Origin of the sequence: Bradyrhizobium sp. CCBAU 45384 (genome assembly GCF_028128665.1) — a bacterium.
Lineage (GTDB): Bacteria > Pseudomonadota > Alphaproteobacteria > Rhizobiales > Xanthobacteraceae > Bradyrhizobium > Bradyrhizobium manausense.
Window position 1 is genome coordinate 109,750 of the sequence record NZ_LBIZ01000105.1, and the last position, 18,907, is coordinate 128,656.

General features: G+C 61.9%; 18 protein-coding genes. 4 read left to right on the forward strand and 14 right to left on the reverse strand.

Going from position 1 to position 18,907, the window contains the following annotated elements:
• Window positions 1-99 precede the first annotated feature (99 nt).
• Genes XH80_RS16315 through XH80_RS16370 form a run of 12 tightly spaced genes read right to left on the reverse strand, consistent with a single transcriptional unit; the run spans window position 100 to window position 11,777 of the window.
• Window positions 100-411 (reverse strand): cytochrome C oxidase subunit IV family protein, encoded by a 312-nt coding sequence (locus XH80_RS16315; RefSeq protein ID WP_271599441.1) that lies wholly within the window; start codon window positions 409-411, stop codon window positions 100-102.
• Window positions 408-1,052 carry a cytochrome c oxidase subunit 3 gene (locus XH80_RS16320; RefSeq protein WP_271599442.1) on the reverse strand — a complete coding sequence of 215 codons (645 nt, stop codon included), beginning with the start codon at window positions 1,050-1,052 and terminating at the stop codon, window positions 408-410. Before XH80_RS16320 ends, XH80_RS16315 begins: the two co-directional genes overlap by 4 nt.
• The gene (locus XH80_RS16325) at window positions 1,049-2,722 is read right to left on the reverse strand and encodes a cytochrome c oxidase subunit I (protein ID WP_271599443.1); all 1,674 of its coding nucleotides are present in this window, start codon (window positions 2,720-2,722) and stop codon (window positions 1,049-1,051) included. Before XH80_RS16325 ends, XH80_RS16320 begins: the two co-directional genes overlap by 4 nt.
• On the reverse strand, window positions 2,715-3,656 hold the full coding sequence (gene coxB, locus XH80_RS16330) for a cytochrome c oxidase subunit II (RefSeq protein WP_271599444.1): 942 nt from the start codon (window positions 3,654-3,656) through the stop codon (window positions 2,715-2,717). The genes XH80_RS16325 and coxB overlap by 8 nt, the downstream gene beginning before the upstream one ends.
• Window positions 3,653-4,423: an SCO family protein gene (locus tag XH80_RS16335; protein ID WP_271599445.1), complete on the reverse strand. Its 771-nt coding sequence runs from the start codon at window positions 4,421-4,423 to the stop codon at window positions 3,653-3,655. The genes coxB and XH80_RS16335 overlap by 4 nt, the downstream gene beginning before the upstream one ends.
• Entirely contained in the window at window positions 4,420-4,827 is a 408-nt protein-coding gene (locus tag XH80_RS16340; RefSeq protein ID WP_271599446.1) for a hypothetical protein, read from the reverse strand. The genes XH80_RS16335 and XH80_RS16340 overlap by 4 nt, the downstream gene beginning before the upstream one ends.
• The gene (locus XH80_RS16345; protein WP_271599447.1) at window positions 4,814-5,872 is read right to left on the reverse strand and encodes a hypothetical protein; all 1,059 of its coding nucleotides are present in this window, start codon (window positions 5,870-5,872) and stop codon (window positions 4,814-4,816) included. The genes XH80_RS16340 and XH80_RS16345 overlap by 14 nt, the downstream gene beginning before the upstream one ends.
• Window positions 5,869-6,396: a c-type cytochrome gene (locus XH80_RS16350; protein WP_271599448.1), complete on the reverse strand. Its 528-nt coding sequence runs from the start codon at window positions 6,394-6,396 to the stop codon at window positions 5,869-5,871. The genes XH80_RS16345 and XH80_RS16350 overlap by 4 nt, the downstream gene beginning before the upstream one ends.
• Window positions 6,393-6,920: a DUF3341 domain-containing protein gene (locus XH80_RS16355; protein WP_271599449.1), complete on the reverse strand. Its 528-nt coding sequence runs from the start codon at window positions 6,918-6,920 to the stop codon at window positions 6,393-6,395. The genes XH80_RS16350 and XH80_RS16355 overlap by 4 nt, the downstream gene beginning before the upstream one ends.
• Complete coding sequence (gene nrfD / locus XH80_RS16360; RefSeq protein ID WP_271599450.1) at window positions 6,917-8,284, reverse strand: NrfD/PsrC family molybdoenzyme membrane anchor subunit; 1,368 nt, start codon at window positions 8,282-8,284, stop codon at window positions 6,917-6,919. Before nrfD ends, XH80_RS16355 begins: the two co-directional genes overlap by 4 nt.
• The gene (locus XH80_RS16365; RefSeq protein ID WP_271599451.1) at window positions 8,281-11,136 is read right to left on the reverse strand and encodes a 4Fe-4S dicluster domain-containing protein; all 2,856 of its coding nucleotides are present in this window, start codon (window positions 11,134-11,136) and stop codon (window positions 8,281-8,283) included. Before XH80_RS16365 ends, nrfD begins: the two co-directional genes overlap by 4 nt.
• Window positions 11,124-11,777, reverse strand: a complete 654-nt coding sequence (locus tag XH80_RS16370; protein WP_271599452.1) for a cytochrome c3 family protein — start codon at window positions 11,775-11,777, stop codon at window positions 11,124-11,126. Before XH80_RS16370 ends, XH80_RS16365 begins: the two co-directional genes overlap by 13 nt.
• Window positions 11,778-12,190: 413 nt before the next feature.
• On the opposite strand from XH80_RS16370, the gene XH80_RS16375 reads away from it, so the two are divergent.
• From XH80_RS16375 to XH80_RS16390, 4 genes are all read left to right on the forward strand, one after another.
• Window positions 12,191-12,574, forward strand: coding sequence for a hypothetical protein (locus XH80_RS16375; protein WP_271599453.1), 384 nt, complete (start codon window positions 12,191-12,193; stop codon window positions 12,572-12,574).
• Window positions 12,575-12,998: 424 nt separating this feature from the next.
• Entirely contained in the window at window positions 12,999-13,745 is a 747-nt protein-coding gene (locus XH80_RS16380; protein ID WP_271599454.1) for a gluconate 2-dehydrogenase subunit 3 family protein, read from the forward strand.
• 11 nt (window positions 13,746-13,756) lie between these two features.
• Window positions 13,757-15,523: a GMC family oxidoreductase gene (locus XH80_RS16385; protein ID WP_271599455.1), complete on the forward strand. Its 1,767-nt coding sequence runs from the start codon at window positions 13,757-13,759 to the stop codon at window positions 15,521-15,523.
• Window positions 15,524-15,533: 10 nt separating this feature from the next.
• Window positions 15,534-16,805: a c-type cytochrome gene (locus XH80_RS16390; RefSeq protein WP_271599456.1), complete on the forward strand. Its 1,272-nt coding sequence runs from the start codon at window positions 15,534-15,536 to the stop codon at window positions 16,803-16,805.
• Window positions 16,806-16,877: 72 nt separating this feature from the next.
• Here XH80_RS16390 and cax read toward each other — a convergent pair whose 3' ends face one another.
• Both cax and XH80_RS16400 read right to left on the reverse strand, forming a co-directional pair.
• Window positions 16,878-18,173: a calcium/proton exchanger gene (gene cax / locus XH80_RS16395; RefSeq protein ID WP_271599457.1), complete on the reverse strand. Its 1,296-nt coding sequence runs from the start codon at window positions 18,171-18,173 to the stop codon at window positions 16,878-16,880.
• Between the two features lie 54 nt (window positions 18,174-18,227).
• Window positions 18,228-18,902, reverse strand: coding sequence for an AI-2E family transporter (locus XH80_RS16400; protein WP_271599458.1), 675 nt, complete (start codon window positions 18,900-18,902; stop codon window positions 18,228-18,230).
• Between the last annotated feature and the right edge of the window lie 5 nt (window positions 18,903-18,907).

The following is an 18,907-nucleotide window of genomic DNA, read 5'->3' on the forward strand; positions in this document are numbered from 1 at the left end:
CCTTTCTCCGGAGAGCAGCCCTTCCTGGGTTTACAACGCGTCTGGGGACGGGTCGTTCGCACGCTTTGTACGGTGCTGCACCGAGCAATACCCAGTGGGCTAGATCTTCCCGGCTCTGGTCAGCACGTCCGCGAGGGTAAGCGCGAACATCACCGCCACGAAGATCAGTCCGGCGAGCGCGGCAAGCCTGATCAACGCACGTGATCGGACCAGCTCCATAAAGAACACGAGGACCAGAGTGGATTTGACCACTGCGATGGCCACTCCGGAAGCAACCGTGACCGGTCCCATCGGGATGTAGGCAAGTAACATGCTGAGAAGGAGCAAACCGAGCAGGGCAGCCCAGACCGAAGCGTTCCTCAGCCACAATCCCGAGGACCGCCCCTGCTGATGACCTCGTCCCGCGCTCATGAGGCCCTCCCGGGCAGATAAATGAGGGGGTACAGGAAGATCCAAACCACGTCGACGAGATGCCAATACAGCGCCGTCACTTCCAGCTCGGGACTACCGCGCAGTCGAATTCGCCTGAGGGCGCCAAGCAGAATGAGCCTGACGACCAGCACGATTCCGATCGTCAGATGGATGGCGTGGACGCCGGTCACGAGCCAATACAGGCCGTAGAACAACTGTGCCGCCGGCTGCGGCAGCGCGAAGGCCGCGCCAGGCACGAGATGCTTCTCGATGTCCTCCTTGTACTCGAAACCTTTTACGATCATGAAAGCCGCGCCGAGCGCAGCAGTGGCGCCGAGGCAGGCGAGGATCAGCTGCGTGGCGCGTCCGTTCTGAGCCGCAGCTTGCGACGCCACAGCCATGGTAAGGCTGCTCGTGAGAAGGATGGCGGTGTTGATCGTGCCGAACCAGATGTTGGTCTCCCCGCCCGCTGCGGCGAAGGCATCGGGATGCTCGATGCGGCAGACCGCATAGGTGAGCAAAAGCGCGCCGAAGAACAGGGTTTCGCTCGCAAGGAAGATCCAGATTCCGAACTTACCCGCCTGCCGCTGGCGCTCCAAGCCCTCCCAGGGTTCCCGAAGCTGTGCGGTTGCGTCAGTCATCGCAGCGACCTCGCGTTCTGGACTTCCGGCGCGTCTGTCGCCGCCGACTCGCCCTCAGCGTGGTATTGATAGGGAGCCCGGTCGACCAGCGGCTGGACGTCGAAATTTTGGGGGGGCGGCGGCGAAGTCGTCGTCCACTCCAATCCAGTCGCGCCCCAGGGATTGTTGGAGGCGCGCATGCCATGGAAAAGCGACCACGTGAGATACATCAACGGAAGAAGATATGCGGCTGCAAGAACGGCCGCGCCGGCTGACGACATCACGTTGTAGACCTGGTATTCGGCCGGATAGGTGTGGTAGCGCCGCGGCATGCCCAAATAGCCTGCCACGAACTGCGGCAGAAACGTCATGTTGAAGCCGAAATACATCGTGATGGCCGCAAACTGCGCCCAGGATTCCGGGTACATTTTTCCCGTGATCTTCGGCCACCAGAAGTGCAGTGCGGCGAAGAAGGCGGATACCGAACCGCCGACCATGATGTAGTGGAAGTGAGCGACCACGAAGTAGGTATCGGTCACGTGCACGTCGACCGGTATGGACGCCAGAAATAGTCCTGACAGCCCGCCGGTGGTGAACAACCCGACGAAGCCCAGCGCGTAGATCATAGGCGAGTTGAAGCTGATCTGCCCTCGGTATAGCGATGCGGTCCAGTTGAACACCTTGATCGCCGACGGCACCGCGATGACGAAAGAAAGAAACGAGAAGATTAGGCTGGCGTAGGGCGATTGTCCTGACACAAACATATGATGTCCCCAAACGAAGAAGCCGATCCCGGCGATGGCGACGATGGCGTACACCATGAAATCGTAGCCAAACAGCCGACGCCGCGCGAAGCAGGGGATGATCTCCGAGACCACGCCCATGGCCGGCAGCACCATGATGTAGACGGCGGGATGGGAGTAGAACCAGAACAGGTGCTGGAAAAGAATCGGATCGCCGCCGCGCGCTGGATCGAAGATCGGCAGTCCCAACCAGCGCTCGGCGATGACGAGCATTAGGGAGATCGCGAGCACGGGCGTGGAGAGCACCATGACGATGGAGGTGGCGTAGATCGACCAGACGAACATCGGCAGCCTGAACCAGGTCATCCCGGGCGCGCGCAGCATGTGGGTGGTCGCGATGAAGTTCACGCCGGTTGCAATGCTCGCGAATCCGACGACGAACACGGCCGCAGCGGCGGTCAGAACGTGCGTGTTGGAGAACATCGTCGAGAACGGCGTGTAGAAGGTCCAACCCGTGTCCACCCCCCCGGCGAGGAGCGTGTACACGGCGAACATCCCGCCGACCAAGGTCAGGTACCAGCTGAACAGGTTCAAGCGCGGAAATGCCACATCCGGCGCTCCGATCATCAGAGGCATCAGGAAATTGCCGAACGTATTCGGGATCGATGGGACCAGGAAAAACCAGACCATGATGATGCCGTGGAACGAGAACAGCCGATTGTAGGTGTCGGAAGTGAGGAACCAGCCGTTTGGAACGAACAGCTCGAGACGGACCGCCGTGATCGCCGCACCTCCCATGAAGAAGAAGACCGTGATGGTCAGCGCATAAAGAATGGCGATGCGCTTGTGGTCCGTGGTGGTCAACCAGGACAGGAGGGTGCTCCCGGCGCAAAGGTAGTCCGGGCGTGGCGGAAACGGCAGTTCCTCTGCGAGGACCGCGTCAGTCATGGCCTTGCTCCTGTCCGAGAGAGCGGATGTAAGCCGTGAGGCTTTGTATTTCGCCGTCATCCAACAGCCCGGCGAAGCTCGGCATTATCGGATCGTATCCGGCGACGACGTCGCGCCTCGGTTCGAGCATCGAGTCGCGGATGTAGGCGTCGTCGGCCCTGACGTGTCGTCCATCGGACAATTGCACGGTGCGGCCGTAAAGCCCCTGCAGTTTGGGAGCGTGCACGCCGGAGGATGCCGCATGGCATCCGGAGCAGCCTTGCGACACGAACAGCTTCGCGCCGATGTGGGCCAGGTCGTCGCCTTCCGGCTGCACGCTCAGCCATTTCGCGAACTCTTCCTCGCGCATCACTGTGACCCGGCCGCGCATCGCCGAATGGTTCGTGCCGCAATACTCGGCGCAGAGCAGAGGGAAGACGCCGAGCTTAGTCGCTTGAAACCAGGTCTCCGTGTTTCGCCCGGGCACCACGTCCTGCTTGATGCGGAAGGCAGGCACGAAGAAGGAGTGAATGACATCCTGGGACGTCATGACGAGCCGGACGGGCCGTCCGATCGGAACGTGCAGTTCGTCGATTTCACGTGCGCCGTTGGCGTGCTGCGTCTTCCACATCCACTGCTTTGCGAGCACATGCACTTCCAAGGCCCGAGCCGGTGCTGTTAGTGCGCCGACGTCGGCGGAAGCGGCCCACCAAAACAGGAAGGCGAAAAGGAAGAATGTCGCGGCTGTCCAACCTACCTCGAATTCGCGATTTACTATTTGGGGTAATGGGCCCCGCCTGGCGTTGGAGCCCCGGCGGTAGCGAATGGCGAAGGTAACGAGCAGACCGAAGACGAGCGCAAGCGTGAGCGCCGAGACGATCACGAGAACGGCGAGAATGCCGTCCACTTTTACCGCCTGCGTACTAGCCTCCGGCAGGGTGAATATCGCGTTCATGCGGCCACCCCGCGCCTCGACCGCCGGCACATCAAGACTATCGCCGAAGCCAGCAATATGAGCGTGAGTCCGCAACCGAGCCTTAGCGCGGATGCGACTTGCTTGGTATAGACCCCGTGCACCGCATCGAATCCATAGCAGAGCAGGGCTATGCGTCCGCCCAGGCCGCCTATTGTACCGCGTCCAGCTTCCAGCAATCCTAGTCTGAGATCGAACGGTTGCAGGCCTAGGCTGGAGAAGGCGTGCGAGACGTGACCGTCGCGGGTGAGTGTCACGAAGGCCGCCGGGTGGGCGACGGCATCATTCTGACCGTCTGTCTGGAAGCGATAACCGATGGCCGTCGTGAGCCGTTTGATGGCGGCTCCGCTTCCTATAAGTACGGAAACTCCCGGCCCGGCGACTTGGCCCGCGACGAACCGCCGGGCCGCAATAGCATCATCGCGGGAATCGATCCCAAACACCACCAGGCTGTAATCCCGGCCTGCCGTCAATCCGGTCTGCTGCAGGGCGCCAGCAACAATCGTGAGCGCCGGCCCGCAGATCTGCGAGCACGTGAAGTCGACCGGCAACAACAAGGTCGGCCTCCCGCCTACGGCCTCGCCGAGCGATTTTGCCTTCCCGTTGGTGTCCTTGAATCCGAGCTCCATCGGCACCTGCGCCTGAGGTGCCGGGGCGAGTCCCAAGCCGCCGAGCTGCTGTTCGGTCAATCCGGCCAGAGCGGAGGAAGACCAGGTGGTCAGGATCAGAATGAGCGCAAACAGTCTCATTGTTGCGCTCCCGGATCAGTCTGAGCCGGTGGCGCAAGGGGAGCTTCGAGAGAATCGTAACCCCGCTCGCCCCGAGCGGTCACGATTTCCATCGCTTCGTCGATTGGGATCCTCGCCAGGCCTTTGCGTTTGTCGATCCACTCGTATTGCGACAGAGGTTGTCGCTGCTTTAGCAATATCTCCGCCAGATCCTGTTCCGGAGATGTCTGCAGGGAGGGTTGCGGAAACCGACGTTCGAGCGGGGGTTTGAAAGCTGCCGGCGCGTCCGCCTTGACGTAGAAAAACATCGCGACCATGCCCACGGCCACGAAGCCCAGGTAGCCGAAGACCGAGACGAGAATGCTCCGTGTGGCGACGTCTGGGGATTGCGGCAGCGCTCGGTCCGCCATCTCACGATCGGACATGACCGGCCTCCGGGATCAGGACACGACCGACTAGTATCGAACCGACGCTCAACACGACGAAAGCGCTCGCAGCCGCCGCGGCCACGAGCACCTGATGATCGAATGCGGGTACGATGAGCCAGCAGAAGTGGAGGACCGAGCCGAGCAGCACGGATATTCCGGCGGACTGCAGTCCGTAGCGGCTCCGTCGGCCTTTGCGCAGCAACAAGATGCAAAACGGCAAAACCGCCCCGAATACGAAAGCAACGATGATGGTCGCCGCCCAGGCGGACGAGCTTCGCTTCAGATACCAGGCCGCCTTATCGGGCAGATCGCCATACCATGCTACGAGGTAAGTCATAAATTCCAGGTAGACGACGCCGAGAAGCGTCGCGAGCAGAAGCGCCCCGATGTCGGACGCTACGGATTCATCCAGCGACGGCGCCGCAAAGACTGCGACGAAAGCAAGAGTCGCAGCAAGTTGCTGGATTGCGAGGGTCGCCGGGAATGCCGTCGCGACATAGCGGGGCTCTACGGAAAGGTACCAATCGAACGCAACCAGGCTGATCGTGGCGCCGTAGAAGGCAAGCCCCAGTCCCGCCAGCAAAGGACGACCCCTGCCCAGAGCGAATGTCGTCCCGAGAACCCACCATCCACATAACGCAAGCAGAGCGCGCGAGACATAGGCCGGCCAGTTCAGGTACCACTTGATGACGTCCTGCGCGACCGGCGAGCCGGCCTGTGCCCAAGGGTACAGCTGCCCGTAGCTCACCAATATAGGGATAAACACGATGGCGACCACGGATGTAAGCGCGGCCGACGGTCTTAAGATCGCTGTGGTCGCTTCCCCCCATCGGCCTCCCGTCAGGGAATGTATGAGCAACAGCACCATGCTGCCGACCGGCACGCAACTCCAAACGGCGAACGCAACGAGCCAGCCGCGGGAGAGAGCTGGCGTTCTCCAGGCGCTTGTCACGATCAAGGCGACGGTCAGCAGCAGAATTCCGCAGACCGCGGGCCATCGGCGCAAATCCTGATAACGGAGGGCGCCGCCCTGTGCAGTCATGGCAATCTCGTCCGCAGTTCGGGAGTGTCCGCTACGTTTGCGCCTTGGGATTCCTGCAGCGCCCGTATGTAGGCGACGATGGCCCATCGATCGCTCGGATCAATCCGCGCGGCGTACGAGAACATCACCCCGTGGCCGTTGGTGATCACATCGAAGAAGTGCGCCGCGGGTGCGGCCCGTAGGCGGCTGCTGTGATAGGAAGGGGGCGCCGGGAAGCCGCGCTGGACGATCATTCCGTCGCCTTGCCCCGATAAACCATGGCATGGAGAACAGTAAATGTCGTAGCGCTCGCGGCCGCGCGCGAGCAGCCCGGCGCTGATGTGGGGTCTTTGCTGGGTCCGGTTCTTACGTTCCACGTCACCTTGGGCGACCACCCCTTCCGGCAGCGGCTGTGCTTCACTGCCGTTTTCGAACAGTGCGGCGCGGGAGAGAGTTCCGTAGCGCTTCTGCTGGGTCATCGAGACGTCGTCGCACGAGGACAGCAGCAACACTGCGCAGACCGGGATAGCGAGCCGCTCGATCATGGCACTCGTACCTCGGTGACTCTCAATGCGCCGGCGGTTCGAAGACGATCCCGAAGATCGAGCGACGTTTCCTCGTTCTCTCCTTTTGCGAGCAGGAAATAGTGGTCCTGTGTCGCCCGCTCGAAGCTCGGCACGTCGAAAAGCGGGTCGTGCAGTCGCGGCAGACCCGTTGTCCAGAGCAGGGCGATGAATCCGGCGAGAGCGGCGGCGAATATCCCGACCTCGAACGGAACTAGGAGAAAAACCGGCCAGGAGTTGAGAGGCCGGCCGCCACTGTTGATCGGATAGTCGACGACCGCACTGTACCACTGTAGGCCGAAGGCGAACGCCGCGGTGCAGAACCCGGCCAGGAACATCGTGGGTCGGATTTCCGAGCACCTGGCGCGAGGAAGCTTTTCGAGCTCTTCGACCGGGAAAGGCGTGAACGCCTCGAGCGCCGTCAAGCGCGGAACGTTTTCCAGGCCGCGGGCAGCGGCGATCAGAGTGGCCGGATCTGGAAATTCGGCGAGCAAAGGCCCGGTCATGCCAGCTTCTCCCGGTGGGCGAGCTCGCGCATGTCGAACATGGAGACGGCAGGGATCAACCGCACGAAGATCAAAAACAGGAACGCAAAGAAGCCGAGAGGGGCAATGACGAACGCCAAGTCCCAGATCGTGAAGTGAAACGCTCGCCAGAGGCTTGGCATGTAGCCGTGTGAAAGGGTGTTCCACACGATCAGGATACGCTCGAGCCACATCCCGACGTTGATCGCGATCGCGATTACCAACAGGGCAACGAGGGACCTACGGACGCGCGGGAACCAGAGCATCTGGGGCAGGAAGACGTTGCAGCCGAGCAAAGTCCAGAACACCGGCGCGTAGGTGCCGGCGAACTCGAATGCCACTAGACTGCGGTCGCTGCGCGCGCCACCGTACCATCCCATGAACCACTCGGTCGCGTACGAGTAGCCCATGACGATGGACGACATCAGCAAAACACGCGCGATCACGTCCAGGTGCTTGCGTGTGATGATGGCCTGTAGCCGAAAGCCCCAACGGATCGCCAGGGCCAGCACCACCACCATGGCGAACCCGGAGTACATGGCGCCGACCACGAAGTAGGGCGGGAAGATGCTTTCCTGCCAACCCGGCATCAGGCTGGCTGCAAAATCCAGACCGACGATGGAATGCACGGAGCAGACCAGGGGCACGCCAAGTGCGGCCATGGTGGTATGAAGAATCTTCATTGCGCGCCATTGCCGCACCGAACCGCACCAGCCGAGCGCGAAGGCGCCGTACAGCAATTGGCCGGTCCGCGATTTGGTCCGGTCCCGCATTGTCGCGAGATCAGGAACGAGGCTGACGTACCAGAAGAGGATCGAGAACAACAGGTAGCTGATGATCGCCCAGAAATCCCAGACCAGCGCGCTTCTCCACTGCGGCCAGAGCGACATCGTGTTCGGGTAGGGAGCGAGCCAGTACGCGTAGATCGGACGGCCCAGATGCACGATCGGCATCAGCCCGGCGATGGCGACCGCGAACAAAGTCATCGCCTCGGCGAAGCGATTGATGGAAGCGCGCCACCTTTGCCGCGTCAATAGTAGCATAGCGGAGATGAGGGTCCCGGCGTTGCCGATGCCGATCCACCAGACGTAATCGGCGATCGCAACGCCCCATACGACCGTGGAATTGACCCCCCACACGCCGATGCCCCAGTAAAACACCCAACCAAGGGCCGCTACGAACCAAGCCGCGAAAGGTAGGCTGACAAGAAGCGCGAGCCACCAGGCCTTCCCGGGGCTCGCGAAAAGAGGAGCGGTTACGGCCTGGGTGATCTCGACGTCGCTCGCACGATAAGCTGAGAACCAAGGGGCGGGGGCGGCCTCGTTCGGCTCAAGGACTAGAGTCATTCGCCGTCTCCATCGGAATGCGGTGGAGGATTGCGGATATCGGCGAGGTAGGTCGTCCGCGGGCGTGTGTCCAAATGAGCAAGTAGCGCATAATGCCGTGGATCGGATCTGCGTTGATTGACGGCCGAGGCGCTCTGGTTGAGATCGCCGAATTCGATCGCGCTGGTGGGACAGGCGCTCTGGCAGGCGGTCCTTACTTCATCGACGCCGATGGAGCGATCCTCGCGTTCGGCCGCTCGCCTGGCACCGCTGATCCGCTGGACGCAGTACGTGCATTTTTCCATTACGCCGCGGGCGCGGACCGTCACCTCCGGATTCTTCTGAGCGCGATAGGATTCGAGGCCGAGATTGGCGTACTCCTGCCCGTCGGCGTAACCTCGGAAATTGAACCTGCGGACCTTGTAGGGGCAATTGGCCTCGCAGAAGCGCGTGCCGATGCACCTGTTGTATACCTGCGCGTTCAGGCCCTCGCTGTCATGCACGGAGGCGGCCACGGGGCAGACGGGTTCGCAGGGCGCATGCTCACAATGCATGCACGGGACAGGCTGGAAACCAAGAGCCGGACTATGCGCGGTCCCGTGATCGTAGACGTCTACCCGCAGCCAGTGCATGTCTCGGCCACGCGCCACTTCCTCGGGTCCGACGACGGGCACGTTGTTTTCGGCCTGGCAGGCGACGACGCAGGCATTGCAGCCGATGCACACCGACGTGTCGATGACCATCGCCCACGCGTAGCCATCGCCGCTTCGTGGCGGCGACCGGGGCAACAGGGAAGCGTGCTCGGCATCCGGTGGGCTGACCTTCCGCCCGGCTTCCGCCAGCTTGCGAACGGGATAGAGGTCGCCGACATAGTCTGCGGCACGCACGATGTTCTGCGTCGTGAGCGGCTGCTGCCTCCGAGACGTCGTGGCAATGGTAGGGTTTGTCACGATCCAGGGGGTGTCGGATGCGCGCAGCCGACTCGCGTCGGAACCGATTCCGTTTCCGATGGCCCCTGCCTGATTGCGGCCATAGCCGAGCGTGAGGCTGCCGGCGCCTGCAGGCGCTGCGGGATCGATAAGCACGGGCGCCTCGGTCGAGCCGTGGTCCGATCGGATTGACACGACGTCGCCCAGCGAAACTCCAAGCTGCTGAGCATCGGGCGGACTGAGCGTGAGGACATTGCCCCACACCTGTTTCGTGAGCGGCTTCGGGCATTCCTGCAGCCAGGCGTTGTTTGCGAATGAGCCGTCCCAGACGGCCGGATCGGGCTGCAGCACCAGTGTGAACTCTGACCCCGCTTTTGCTGCGGGAAGGTCGGGCAGCTTCGGCTTTTGCGCCGGCTCGGGCGGCTTGGCGCTGCCGGAAATCACGCCATCATGCAGTGCGCGCGTCCACAACGTCTCGAAATCGCTTCCTCCTTGCGGCTGCCAGGTCTGGCGCACCAGGTCGCGCGGGCGCGCGTCGACACCATCAGTGAGGAGCGCGAGAAGCTCGTGGTCGGTTCGGGTACGATATAGCGGCCGGATCAGGGGCTGCACGAGGCTGGCCGTTCCATCGATACTGCGCAGGTCCGACCATGCTTCGAGCGGGTGGGTCTGCGGAAGGTGCCAGGTCGACAGGGCGGCCGTCTCGTCGGCATAGCAGCCGATGTGCAGTCGAAACGGCGCACGGCGAGCCGCTTCGGCGAAACCGAGGTCGGCGAATGCATCATACGCCGGGTTGGCACCGAGGACGACGAGCTGCTCGACGGCGCCGCCGTGCAGATCGCCGACGAGTTCGGAAAGCGTGCTGCCTTTGCGTCCCGAGGGCGTGCGATCGATCGACTCGGCGAGGTCGAGAGGCGCACCGAGATAGGCGTTGATCCAATGGACAAGAGCATGGGTTTGTGGCGAAAGAGCTCGTCCGGCAAGGACGATGGATCGACCCAGCGCGGACCCAAGATCCGAGCTGATTTGATGCACGAGCCGCTGCATTTCGTCCGGTATCGCGGCTGCCCGCACGCCTGAGCCAAGCGCGCCCGCGATCGCGACGGCTACTTCTTCGATGACCGCTGGTTGGAGAGCGAGACGATGATCGGCCTTCGCGCCTGTCAGGGTCGGGCCCGACTCGAAGCTGTACCACCGCGAGAAGCCACCATCGCGCTGCCGACGGCCATCCGCGAAACCTCTGGCATTGCGAAGTTGGTCAGGACCGTGGCCGAGTGGATCGGCATCGAGAGCGACCACGACGCTCGCGCGATCGAGATGCGGCACGATATCGAGTTCTCGCCCGTAGGCCATGAGCGCGCCGGCGCGCGCACCGGGATCATCGATCGGATCATAGGCATGCCAGGACGCCCCTGGAAACCGGTCCAGCAGATCGTCGATCTGCCGGAGCAGGGTGGGCGAAGTAACGCGGCCTGTTAGAATCCGCAGCCCCTTGCCCCTGCCTTCCTTCATCGCTTGATTTTGATGAACCAAAGCAGTGCGAAAGGCGTCTGCGGGGGCGATAGCTCCCTCGTGCAACACCGTCCGAGAGCGATCTGGATCGTACAGCGACAGTACCGCCGCTTCCATGAAGACGTCGGTCGCGCCTAGGCTCGCCGGGTGCTTCGGATTGCCTTCGACCTTGATCGGCCGCCCGTCCACCGAGACCACGAGCGCTCCGCGCCCGTAGCCGGACAGGGCCAAGGTGGTCGCGAACTTCATCGGCTCACCCGGCACCAGCCGATCCGGCATCGTCACATACGGCAAGATCTGCTCATCGGGCCGGGTGCAAGCGCTTAGCCCACCCGCAATCCCGGCTGCCAGGAGGCTCAAGGCGCGCCGACGATCGATCCTGGGGTTGGAGCGCGAGAGCCTTCTGATGGGTAGCTCATTTACCTGTGACATACAGAGCAGTCCGTCAGATGATCGACCCGAATGTGATACTCGGCCATCAGTTTTCGACCGAGCTCCTCCTGTTTCTTGGGCAGCGACCATTTCGGATCGAACACCTCGTCCCGCGGGCGCAGGGCCTTCTCTGGAGCCCTGTGACAATCGATGCACCACTGCATCGTCAGGGGGGCGGCCGGCCGCGTGAGCCTCATCTGGCCGATTGGACCGTGGCAGGTCGTGCATCCGACACCTTTGGCGACATGAATGGAGTGATCGAAGTAGACGTAATCAGGAAGTCTGTTGACGCGTTGCCACGCGATCGGCTTGTGCTGCGCGAGGCTCGCCCGCACCGGCGCCAGCATCTTCGCATTCGTCCAAAGTTGTGAATGGCAGGTCATGCAGGTTTCGGTCGGAGGCAGGCCCGCGAAACGCGCCTTTTCCACGGAGGTGTGACAATATCTGCAGTCGAGCCCAAGACCGCCGACATGATGTTCGTGACTGAACGGAATGGGCTGGTTTGGAGTCACGTTTTCTCCGGTTGCGTAAGGCGAACTCATGATCCCGTAGGCGAGTCCGACTAGAAGGACGGGAATGGCGCCGCACGAGGCGAGGAGCACTCTCGCGATCGTGTCAGCGCCTGGGCGGAAAATCTGCATGCACCTGGCCCGGCTGGCAGCACCTCATCGCTGCTTCCATCGTTCATCGTCCTCGGTCTGCAGCTGCTGACGTCCGCCGACGATTTTCGAAACGCTCGCAAAGGCGAGTTGGCTCGTGCCTCGCAGAACTGCAGACGTCTGCTCGAATTTCCGGCATAAACTGATCCCCCAAGTTTGGCGTCTGCAGCGCGCCCGCAGCCAGGTGACGCTCAACGATTTCAGAGCGGCGCAGTGCCTTTGGTAAGCGCGGGGTGGTCCCGGAATCTTTGCGCGCTACCGTACAAAGCACGGGGCGGCGTCTCGTCTTGTTCGCTGTCGTACAGACCTTCTCGCGGCAGGCGGCTCGCAACCGGAACGTATGGTCGGTTCGACCGCTATCCAGACATCTGATTTCCCAGAGGAAAGGTCCCCCTATGAAAAACCTACTGATGACGGCCTCCGCGATGGTTGCGCTCGCGCTCGCAAGTCCAGCTCTTGCCCAGAACGCCTCGACCGGCTCTCAACCGCACTCGCAGCAATCTGCTACCTCCGATCAGAAGCTCGCGGCTGCGCAGCAGGTCCAGCAGGATTTGCAGAAGGCAGGATTCACGGACGTTAACGTGGTCGCCGAGTCCTTCGTAGTGCAGGCCAAGAGCAAGAACGGAGACCCGGTCGTGATGACCATAGGACCGCACGGCATGTCCGTGTTCGAAGCCATGAACGTCGACAGCAAAGGCGCAAAGTCGGGTAGCTCATCGCAGAACACCACGGGCTCCGCCTCGCCCAGCCAGGGCAACTCCAAACAAAATTCCAAGTAAAAGCGCCGCGTTCAGCGCTCCAGCTTGATTGGAAATGGCATGAAGCGGTTAGCATGGCGAGGTCGTCGAAAGGATCCGGCAAAACGCCGGCGCCGTCCGCGTGCTGAAGTAATTGTGCCACTGCCGGAGCGACTTAAGCAGCTCGCCGAAAGAGCCAAACAGGCCGCGGAAGAGTTGCCTCCGGGCAAAGAACGGGATCGATGTCTCCTCAAGGCGACACAAGCCGAAAACGATTCGGAGTTTGCGCGGTTGCTCCAAGACGAGCCGCGGAGCCGCGACTGAGCAATCCGAGGACCTCCTGCTGGAACGGTGCGCAAGCGTACCAACTTCCCCGCAAAGTCGGTGCCCCGGGGGCGAACCTCGCGCTGAGCAACGTGTTGATGCCGCCACAAGAGGGTTTGCCGTCATGTCGAGTTCAAGAGGGATGAAGTCCGGAGTAAACCGGCGCGACCTGCTTACCGCCGGGCTCGCTGCGGGTTCGTCTCTTGCGCTTCCCACAATCCCCGCAGCGGCAGATACAATCTCGAAGCAGGTCCCTTGGGCACCCGGCGAGGCGAACACGCCGTCCCCCGTCGAGGGGACCGATTACCGCTTTCTCTCGCAGGACGAAGCGGCGTGGCTCGATGCTGCCGTTTCCCGACTGATACCACAGGACGAGACGGGGCCCGGCGCGCGCGAGCTCGGCGTCACGCTATTCATCGATCGCCAGCTCGCCGGAGCGTACGGCAGAGCCGAGCGCTGGTACATGGCCGGGCCTTGGTCGAAGGGCACGGACAGTCAAGGCTACCAGTCGAGGATGACGCCGGCGCAAATGTACCGTGCGGCGATAAAGGCGATCGACGCCCATTGCCGCGACAAGTTCGGCGGGAAATCCTTTGTTGAACTTGCCGCCGAGCAGCAGGACACGTTGCTCGGTGAGCTCGAAGAAGGAAAAGCCAAGCTTGAGAACGTGGACGCCAAGGCGTTCTTCAAACAGCTCCTCCTCAACACCCAGGAAGGCTACTTCGCCGATCCCATGTACGGCGGAAACAAGGATATGGCGGCCTGGAAGATGATCGGTTTTCCCGGTGCAAGGTACGATTATCGCGAGTTCGTCGGTCAACATGGCAAGCGTTATCCGTTGCCGCCCGTCGCGATCTACGGCCGGCGCGACTGGACCTCGAAAGCATAGGAGACTCCGATATGGCCACCAAGTTGCCGCCGGTCGATGCGCTTCTCGTGGGCTTCGGCTGGACGGGCGCCTTGCTGGGTCAGGAGCTGACCGATGCCGGGCTGAGCGTCCTGGCGCTCGAGCGGGGTGGCTGGCGCGACACCACCACCGATTTCGCCACCACGTTCATTCAAGACGAACTCCGATACTACTACCGTTATGAGCTCTTCCAGGAGCCGACCCGTGAGACGCTGACCTTCCGAAACTCGGCAAACGAGACCGCTCTACCGATGCGCCGACTCGGCTCCTTCCTCCCCGGGACGGGCGTCGGTGGAGCGGGAATCCACTGGAACGGACAGAACTGGCGCTTCCTGCCGAGCGACTTCCTGGCACGTAGCCACAACACCGACCGGTACGGCGCCGCGGCGATATCCGAGAACATGACGATACAGGATTGGGGCGTTACGTACGATGATCTGGAGCCCTACTACGACAAGTGGGAGTATCTCTGCGGCATCTCGGGCAAGGCCGGCAACATCAAGGGGCAGATCCAGCCCGGCGGGAATCCTTTCGAAGGTCCGCGCGCCAGGGACTATCCAAACCCGCCCATGGAGATGACGTACGGCCCGACTCTTTTCGCAGACGCGGCCAGAAACATCGGACTGAAGCCGTTCCCGGCTCCTTCCGCCAACATGTCCCGCGCCTATACCAACCCGCTCGGGATGCAACTCGGTCCGTGCACCTATTGCGGATTCTGCGAGAAGTTCGGCTGCGGCAACTATTCCAAGGCGAGTCCCCAGACGACGATCCTGCCGGTTCTGCTCCGAAACAATAACTTCACGTTGAAGACCGGATGCGAAGTCATCAAGATCAACCTGGATAGCGACAGGAAGCGGGCGGTCAGCGTCACCTATGTCGATGCCCAAGGCGAAGAGTACGAACAGCCGGCGGATCTGATCGTTCTCAGCGCGTTCGTTCTGCACAACGTTCATCTTCTGCTGCTGTCGGGGATCGGCACTCCATACGACCCCAACACGAAAGCCGGGACGCTCGGCAAGAACTACGCATATCAGATCGTGTCGAGCGTCGATGTGTTCTACGACGACAAGATCCTGAACCCCTTCATCGGCGCCGGTGCGTTAGGGACTGTCGTAGACGAATTCAACGGCGACAACTTCGACCACACCAATCTCGGCTTTCTCGGCGGCGGATACATCGCCTGCTGGAACACAAATGGACGTCCGATCGAGACCCACCTTGTCCCTGACGGTACGCCGAAATGGGGCACCAAGTGGAAGAAGGCCGTGGTGCAGAACTACCTGAACTCGATGTCCATAGCGACCCACGGCGCGGTGATGAGCCACCGGGGAAACCACCTCGATCTGGATCCCACCTACCGCGATTTTCTTGGGCGGCCCCTGATGCGCATGACTTTCGACTACACCGACAACGAACACAAGATGTCGGATTTCCTGACGGGAAAGGCCGAGGAGATCGCCCGCGCGATGAAGCCGCGGGAGATCAGGAGCAATCCCCGGAAGGGGCACTACGACATCACGCCGTACCAGACGACCCACAACACCGGGGGCGCGATCATGGGCTCCAATCCGGGGGAGAGCGTCATCAATCGCTATCTGCAGCACTGGGACGTCTCGAACCTTTTCGTCATGGGCTCCTCGTCGTTCCCGCAGAACCCAGGCTACAACCCGACCGGCACCGTTGCCGCGCTGGCGCTCTGGTCCGCTCACGCCATCAGAACGCAATATCTGAAAAGTCCCGGGCCGCTGGTTCAAGCGTAGGAGAGGCGCGATGTCGTTTGCTCTCGTAAGGTTCGCGCTGGCCTGCTCCTGCGCCTTGGCCGCAGCATTCTGCGTTTTCCCCGCCCAGGCCGAGCAACAGTCATTCGGCCAAGTCGAGCGAGGCCGCTATTTGGCGGCCGTCGGAGATTGCGAGGCGTGCCACACGGCGCCCGGAAGCAAGCCGTTCGCCGGCGGCCGCGCAATTCCAACCCCATTCGGAACCATCTACTCGGCCAATATCACGCCAGACCCAAAGACCGGGATAGGCAACTGGTCGGACGATCAATTCTACCGCGCCCTGCACCAGGGCGTATCGGCCGATGGCAGCTATCTCTATCCCGCCTTTCCCTACCCCTGGTACACCAAAGTCACCCGCGAGGACGCCGATGCTCTCAGGGCATTTTTGAGTTCGCTAGACCCCGTATCCAACTCCCCTCCGCCAAACCAACTCGTGTGGCCCTTGAATGAACGCCTCGTGATGAAGGGGTGGAACGAGCTGTTCTTCCGTGAAGGTACCTTCAAGCCCGACAGCCGGAAATCACCGGAATGGAATCGGGGAGCCTATCTGGTCGAGGGCCTCGGACATTGTGGAGCCTGCCACACGCCCACCAACGTGCTCGGAGCTTCGGAAAAGCAGTCCACGCTTCGGGGCGGGAAGCTCGAAGATTGGTATGCTCCCAATCTGACTGCCGACGTGCGGTCCGGCTTGGGAAGCTGGTCCGTGGATGACATCGTGGCGTTTCTCAAGACGGGGCGCAATTCTCGCACGGTCGCGTACGGCCCCATGTCGGAGGTCATCACCTTCTCAACTTCGAAGCTGAATGACGACGATCTGAAGGCGATCGCGACCTACCTCAAGGAAGTGCCTTCAAGTGCTGGAGAACACAAAGAGGACCAGACCCAGCCCGATCGTAAGGTCCTGACCGCCGGCACCGCGCTCTACGTCGACAATTGCTCGGCCTGCCACCAGACCGAAGGTCAAGGCGTACCGGCTATGTTTCCTCGGCTTCAGGGTGACAGCGCCGTCCAGGACCGGGATCCGACCACCATCGTGCGCTTGATCTTGAACGGCGCCCACGCGGCATCGACCGACGCAAGGCCTACGCAGGTCTCCATGCCCGCCTTCAGATGGAAGCTCTCGGACCAGCAGATTGCCGACCTCGCCACCTACGTCAGGAACGCTTGGGGAAACTCGGCGCCTCCGGTCTCGGCATCTAAAGTCGCCGACGTGCGGCACTCGATCGCAAGTGAGTCCGCTCAGGGAAGAGGAGAAGCGAAATGATCCTTTTCGAACGCTTTGTTCTGCTGACGTTCGCGGCCATGCTTGGTCCTCGCTCCGGCAGCCTACGGCGCGTCAGACAAGTCGAAGGAGACGCCCGGCATTGCCGCCTACCAGACGATGAAAGGCGCCTTCAGGCGGAACCGCCAGATCAGCCGACACATTTTCCGGAGAGAGCACAAGAAGCGGAGCTCGGAAGCGGTCCATACCGATGAAGCTGCAACGCTTTCCGAAAGCCGAAGGGACGTGGCGGCGCGGCGCTGCGCAGCCGTCAGCCCGGGCCGATGAAGAAGAAGGCGAGCGCGAACAGAACGTACACTCCCACGAGAAGCAGGCCCTCGAACCAGGTCGTCTCGCCGTCGCGGGCGACGGCATTGACGATGAACGCCGTGCTCGCGATGGCGAACAGGGGTTGCCGAACACGAGGCTCATGGGTCTGTTCATAAAGGCGGAGATCAGGACCAGAACCGGGGTCACGACCAGGACCAGCTGAATCGCGGATCCGATGCAGATGCTCAATGCCAGCGTCATCCGGTCGGCGCGAGCGAACCAGCTTGCCGCGAACAGGTCGGCCGAAGTACCCACCAGCGCCAGCACGATGACGCCCAGAAACACTTCCGAAATGCTCAGCGCGGTCGCCGTCTGCGTCAGCACCTTCGAGACGATCTCCGCTTCGACCGCAATGAGAGCGGTGCAGCCCACGACGACACCGATCGCGATGCGCAGGTTCCACGCCGGCTCGCCGTGAGCCTCATCGTCGGCGAAAGCATCGCGATGGGTGATCAATGTATAGACGAGATTTCCGCCGTAGAGCACAAGCAGCACGACGGATGCGCCAAGGCTTAGCTTTTCGTCGGTCAGACGGACGTTGTGCAAATGGTCTTGCCGGGCGGCGTAGTCGAATATCGCAGGCAGGAGCAGCGCGATCACTGCCAAGATCAGAAGGGTCGAGAGGAGGCTGGCCTTGCTGGAGCTGAAGGTCTGGCGCCGTCGTGACAGCCCACCTGCCAGAATGGCTATGCCCAGGCCCAAAAGGCTTGTTCCGATGATCGAGCCGGTGATCTGCGCCTGCACGACGGAAGGCTGGCCGCTCGCAAGGACGAAGAGGGCCAACACGAGTTCGGCCACGCTGCCGAAGCTAACCATGACGAGGCCGCCGATCGTCGGACCCGCGTGTCGCGCCAACTGCTCCGTTCCACGGCGGATCCACTCAGCGAGCACCGCAATGGCGCCGGCGCTGGCGACGAACGTTGTCAGGACAGGTGCTTCCGCGTATTTTAGACCAAGTGAGATCGGGATCAGGACAAGTAGCGACATAAGCACCATGGACGGTTTGTCATGCTCGATCCTGTCGGCGCTACTTGATGACATCGGGGGCTCTCCAACGGGCGGTCTATGCATGGGAAAGCGGCCGAGGCCATACTTTCATTGGTAGGCGCAAGCCCCGGCCGCTTTGCCAGAAGCTTGTTTCTCGATCGCGGCATAGACCATCACGGTGATGGGCGCAGCGAAAACAACTCCTTGCAAACCGAAGAACGCGCCGACCGCCAGGATTCCGAACAGTATGACTGCCGGAGGGATGGCCACGAGTCGGCGCTGGATCATCGGAAGCAGTAGATTTCCCTCGATCTGCTGGATTGCAACATAGGCCAGGACGGTCCAAGCCAGGAGCGACCACCCTTGGGATGTAGCCACGAGCAGCGCCGGTATTGCCGCGATCAAGGGACCGAGGTAGGGGATGAATTCGGCAAGACCGGCGACGACGCCTAGGGCAAGCGGTGAGGGCAAGCCGATCAGCCAGACGGCAAGCGCGGTAAGCGCGCCGACGAGCAGCATCTGAATCGCTTGTCCGATGCACCACAGCTTGAGCGACACAGAAATGTGCCGGGCGGTCATCTCGACCCTCCCGGCACTTGTCCTGGGCAATAACTTGCGGACTTCCGCCCGATACAGACCCGGCTGAGCCACGATGTATCCGTCCATTGCAATCATGACCACGATCGAGGCGAACACGCTGCTGCTCACGCTGACGATGTTTCCGGTCCAGCTCGCCGCGAAAGCTGGCTCGCATCTATGCGCTTCAGGACGGCGGCGCCCCACTGCGA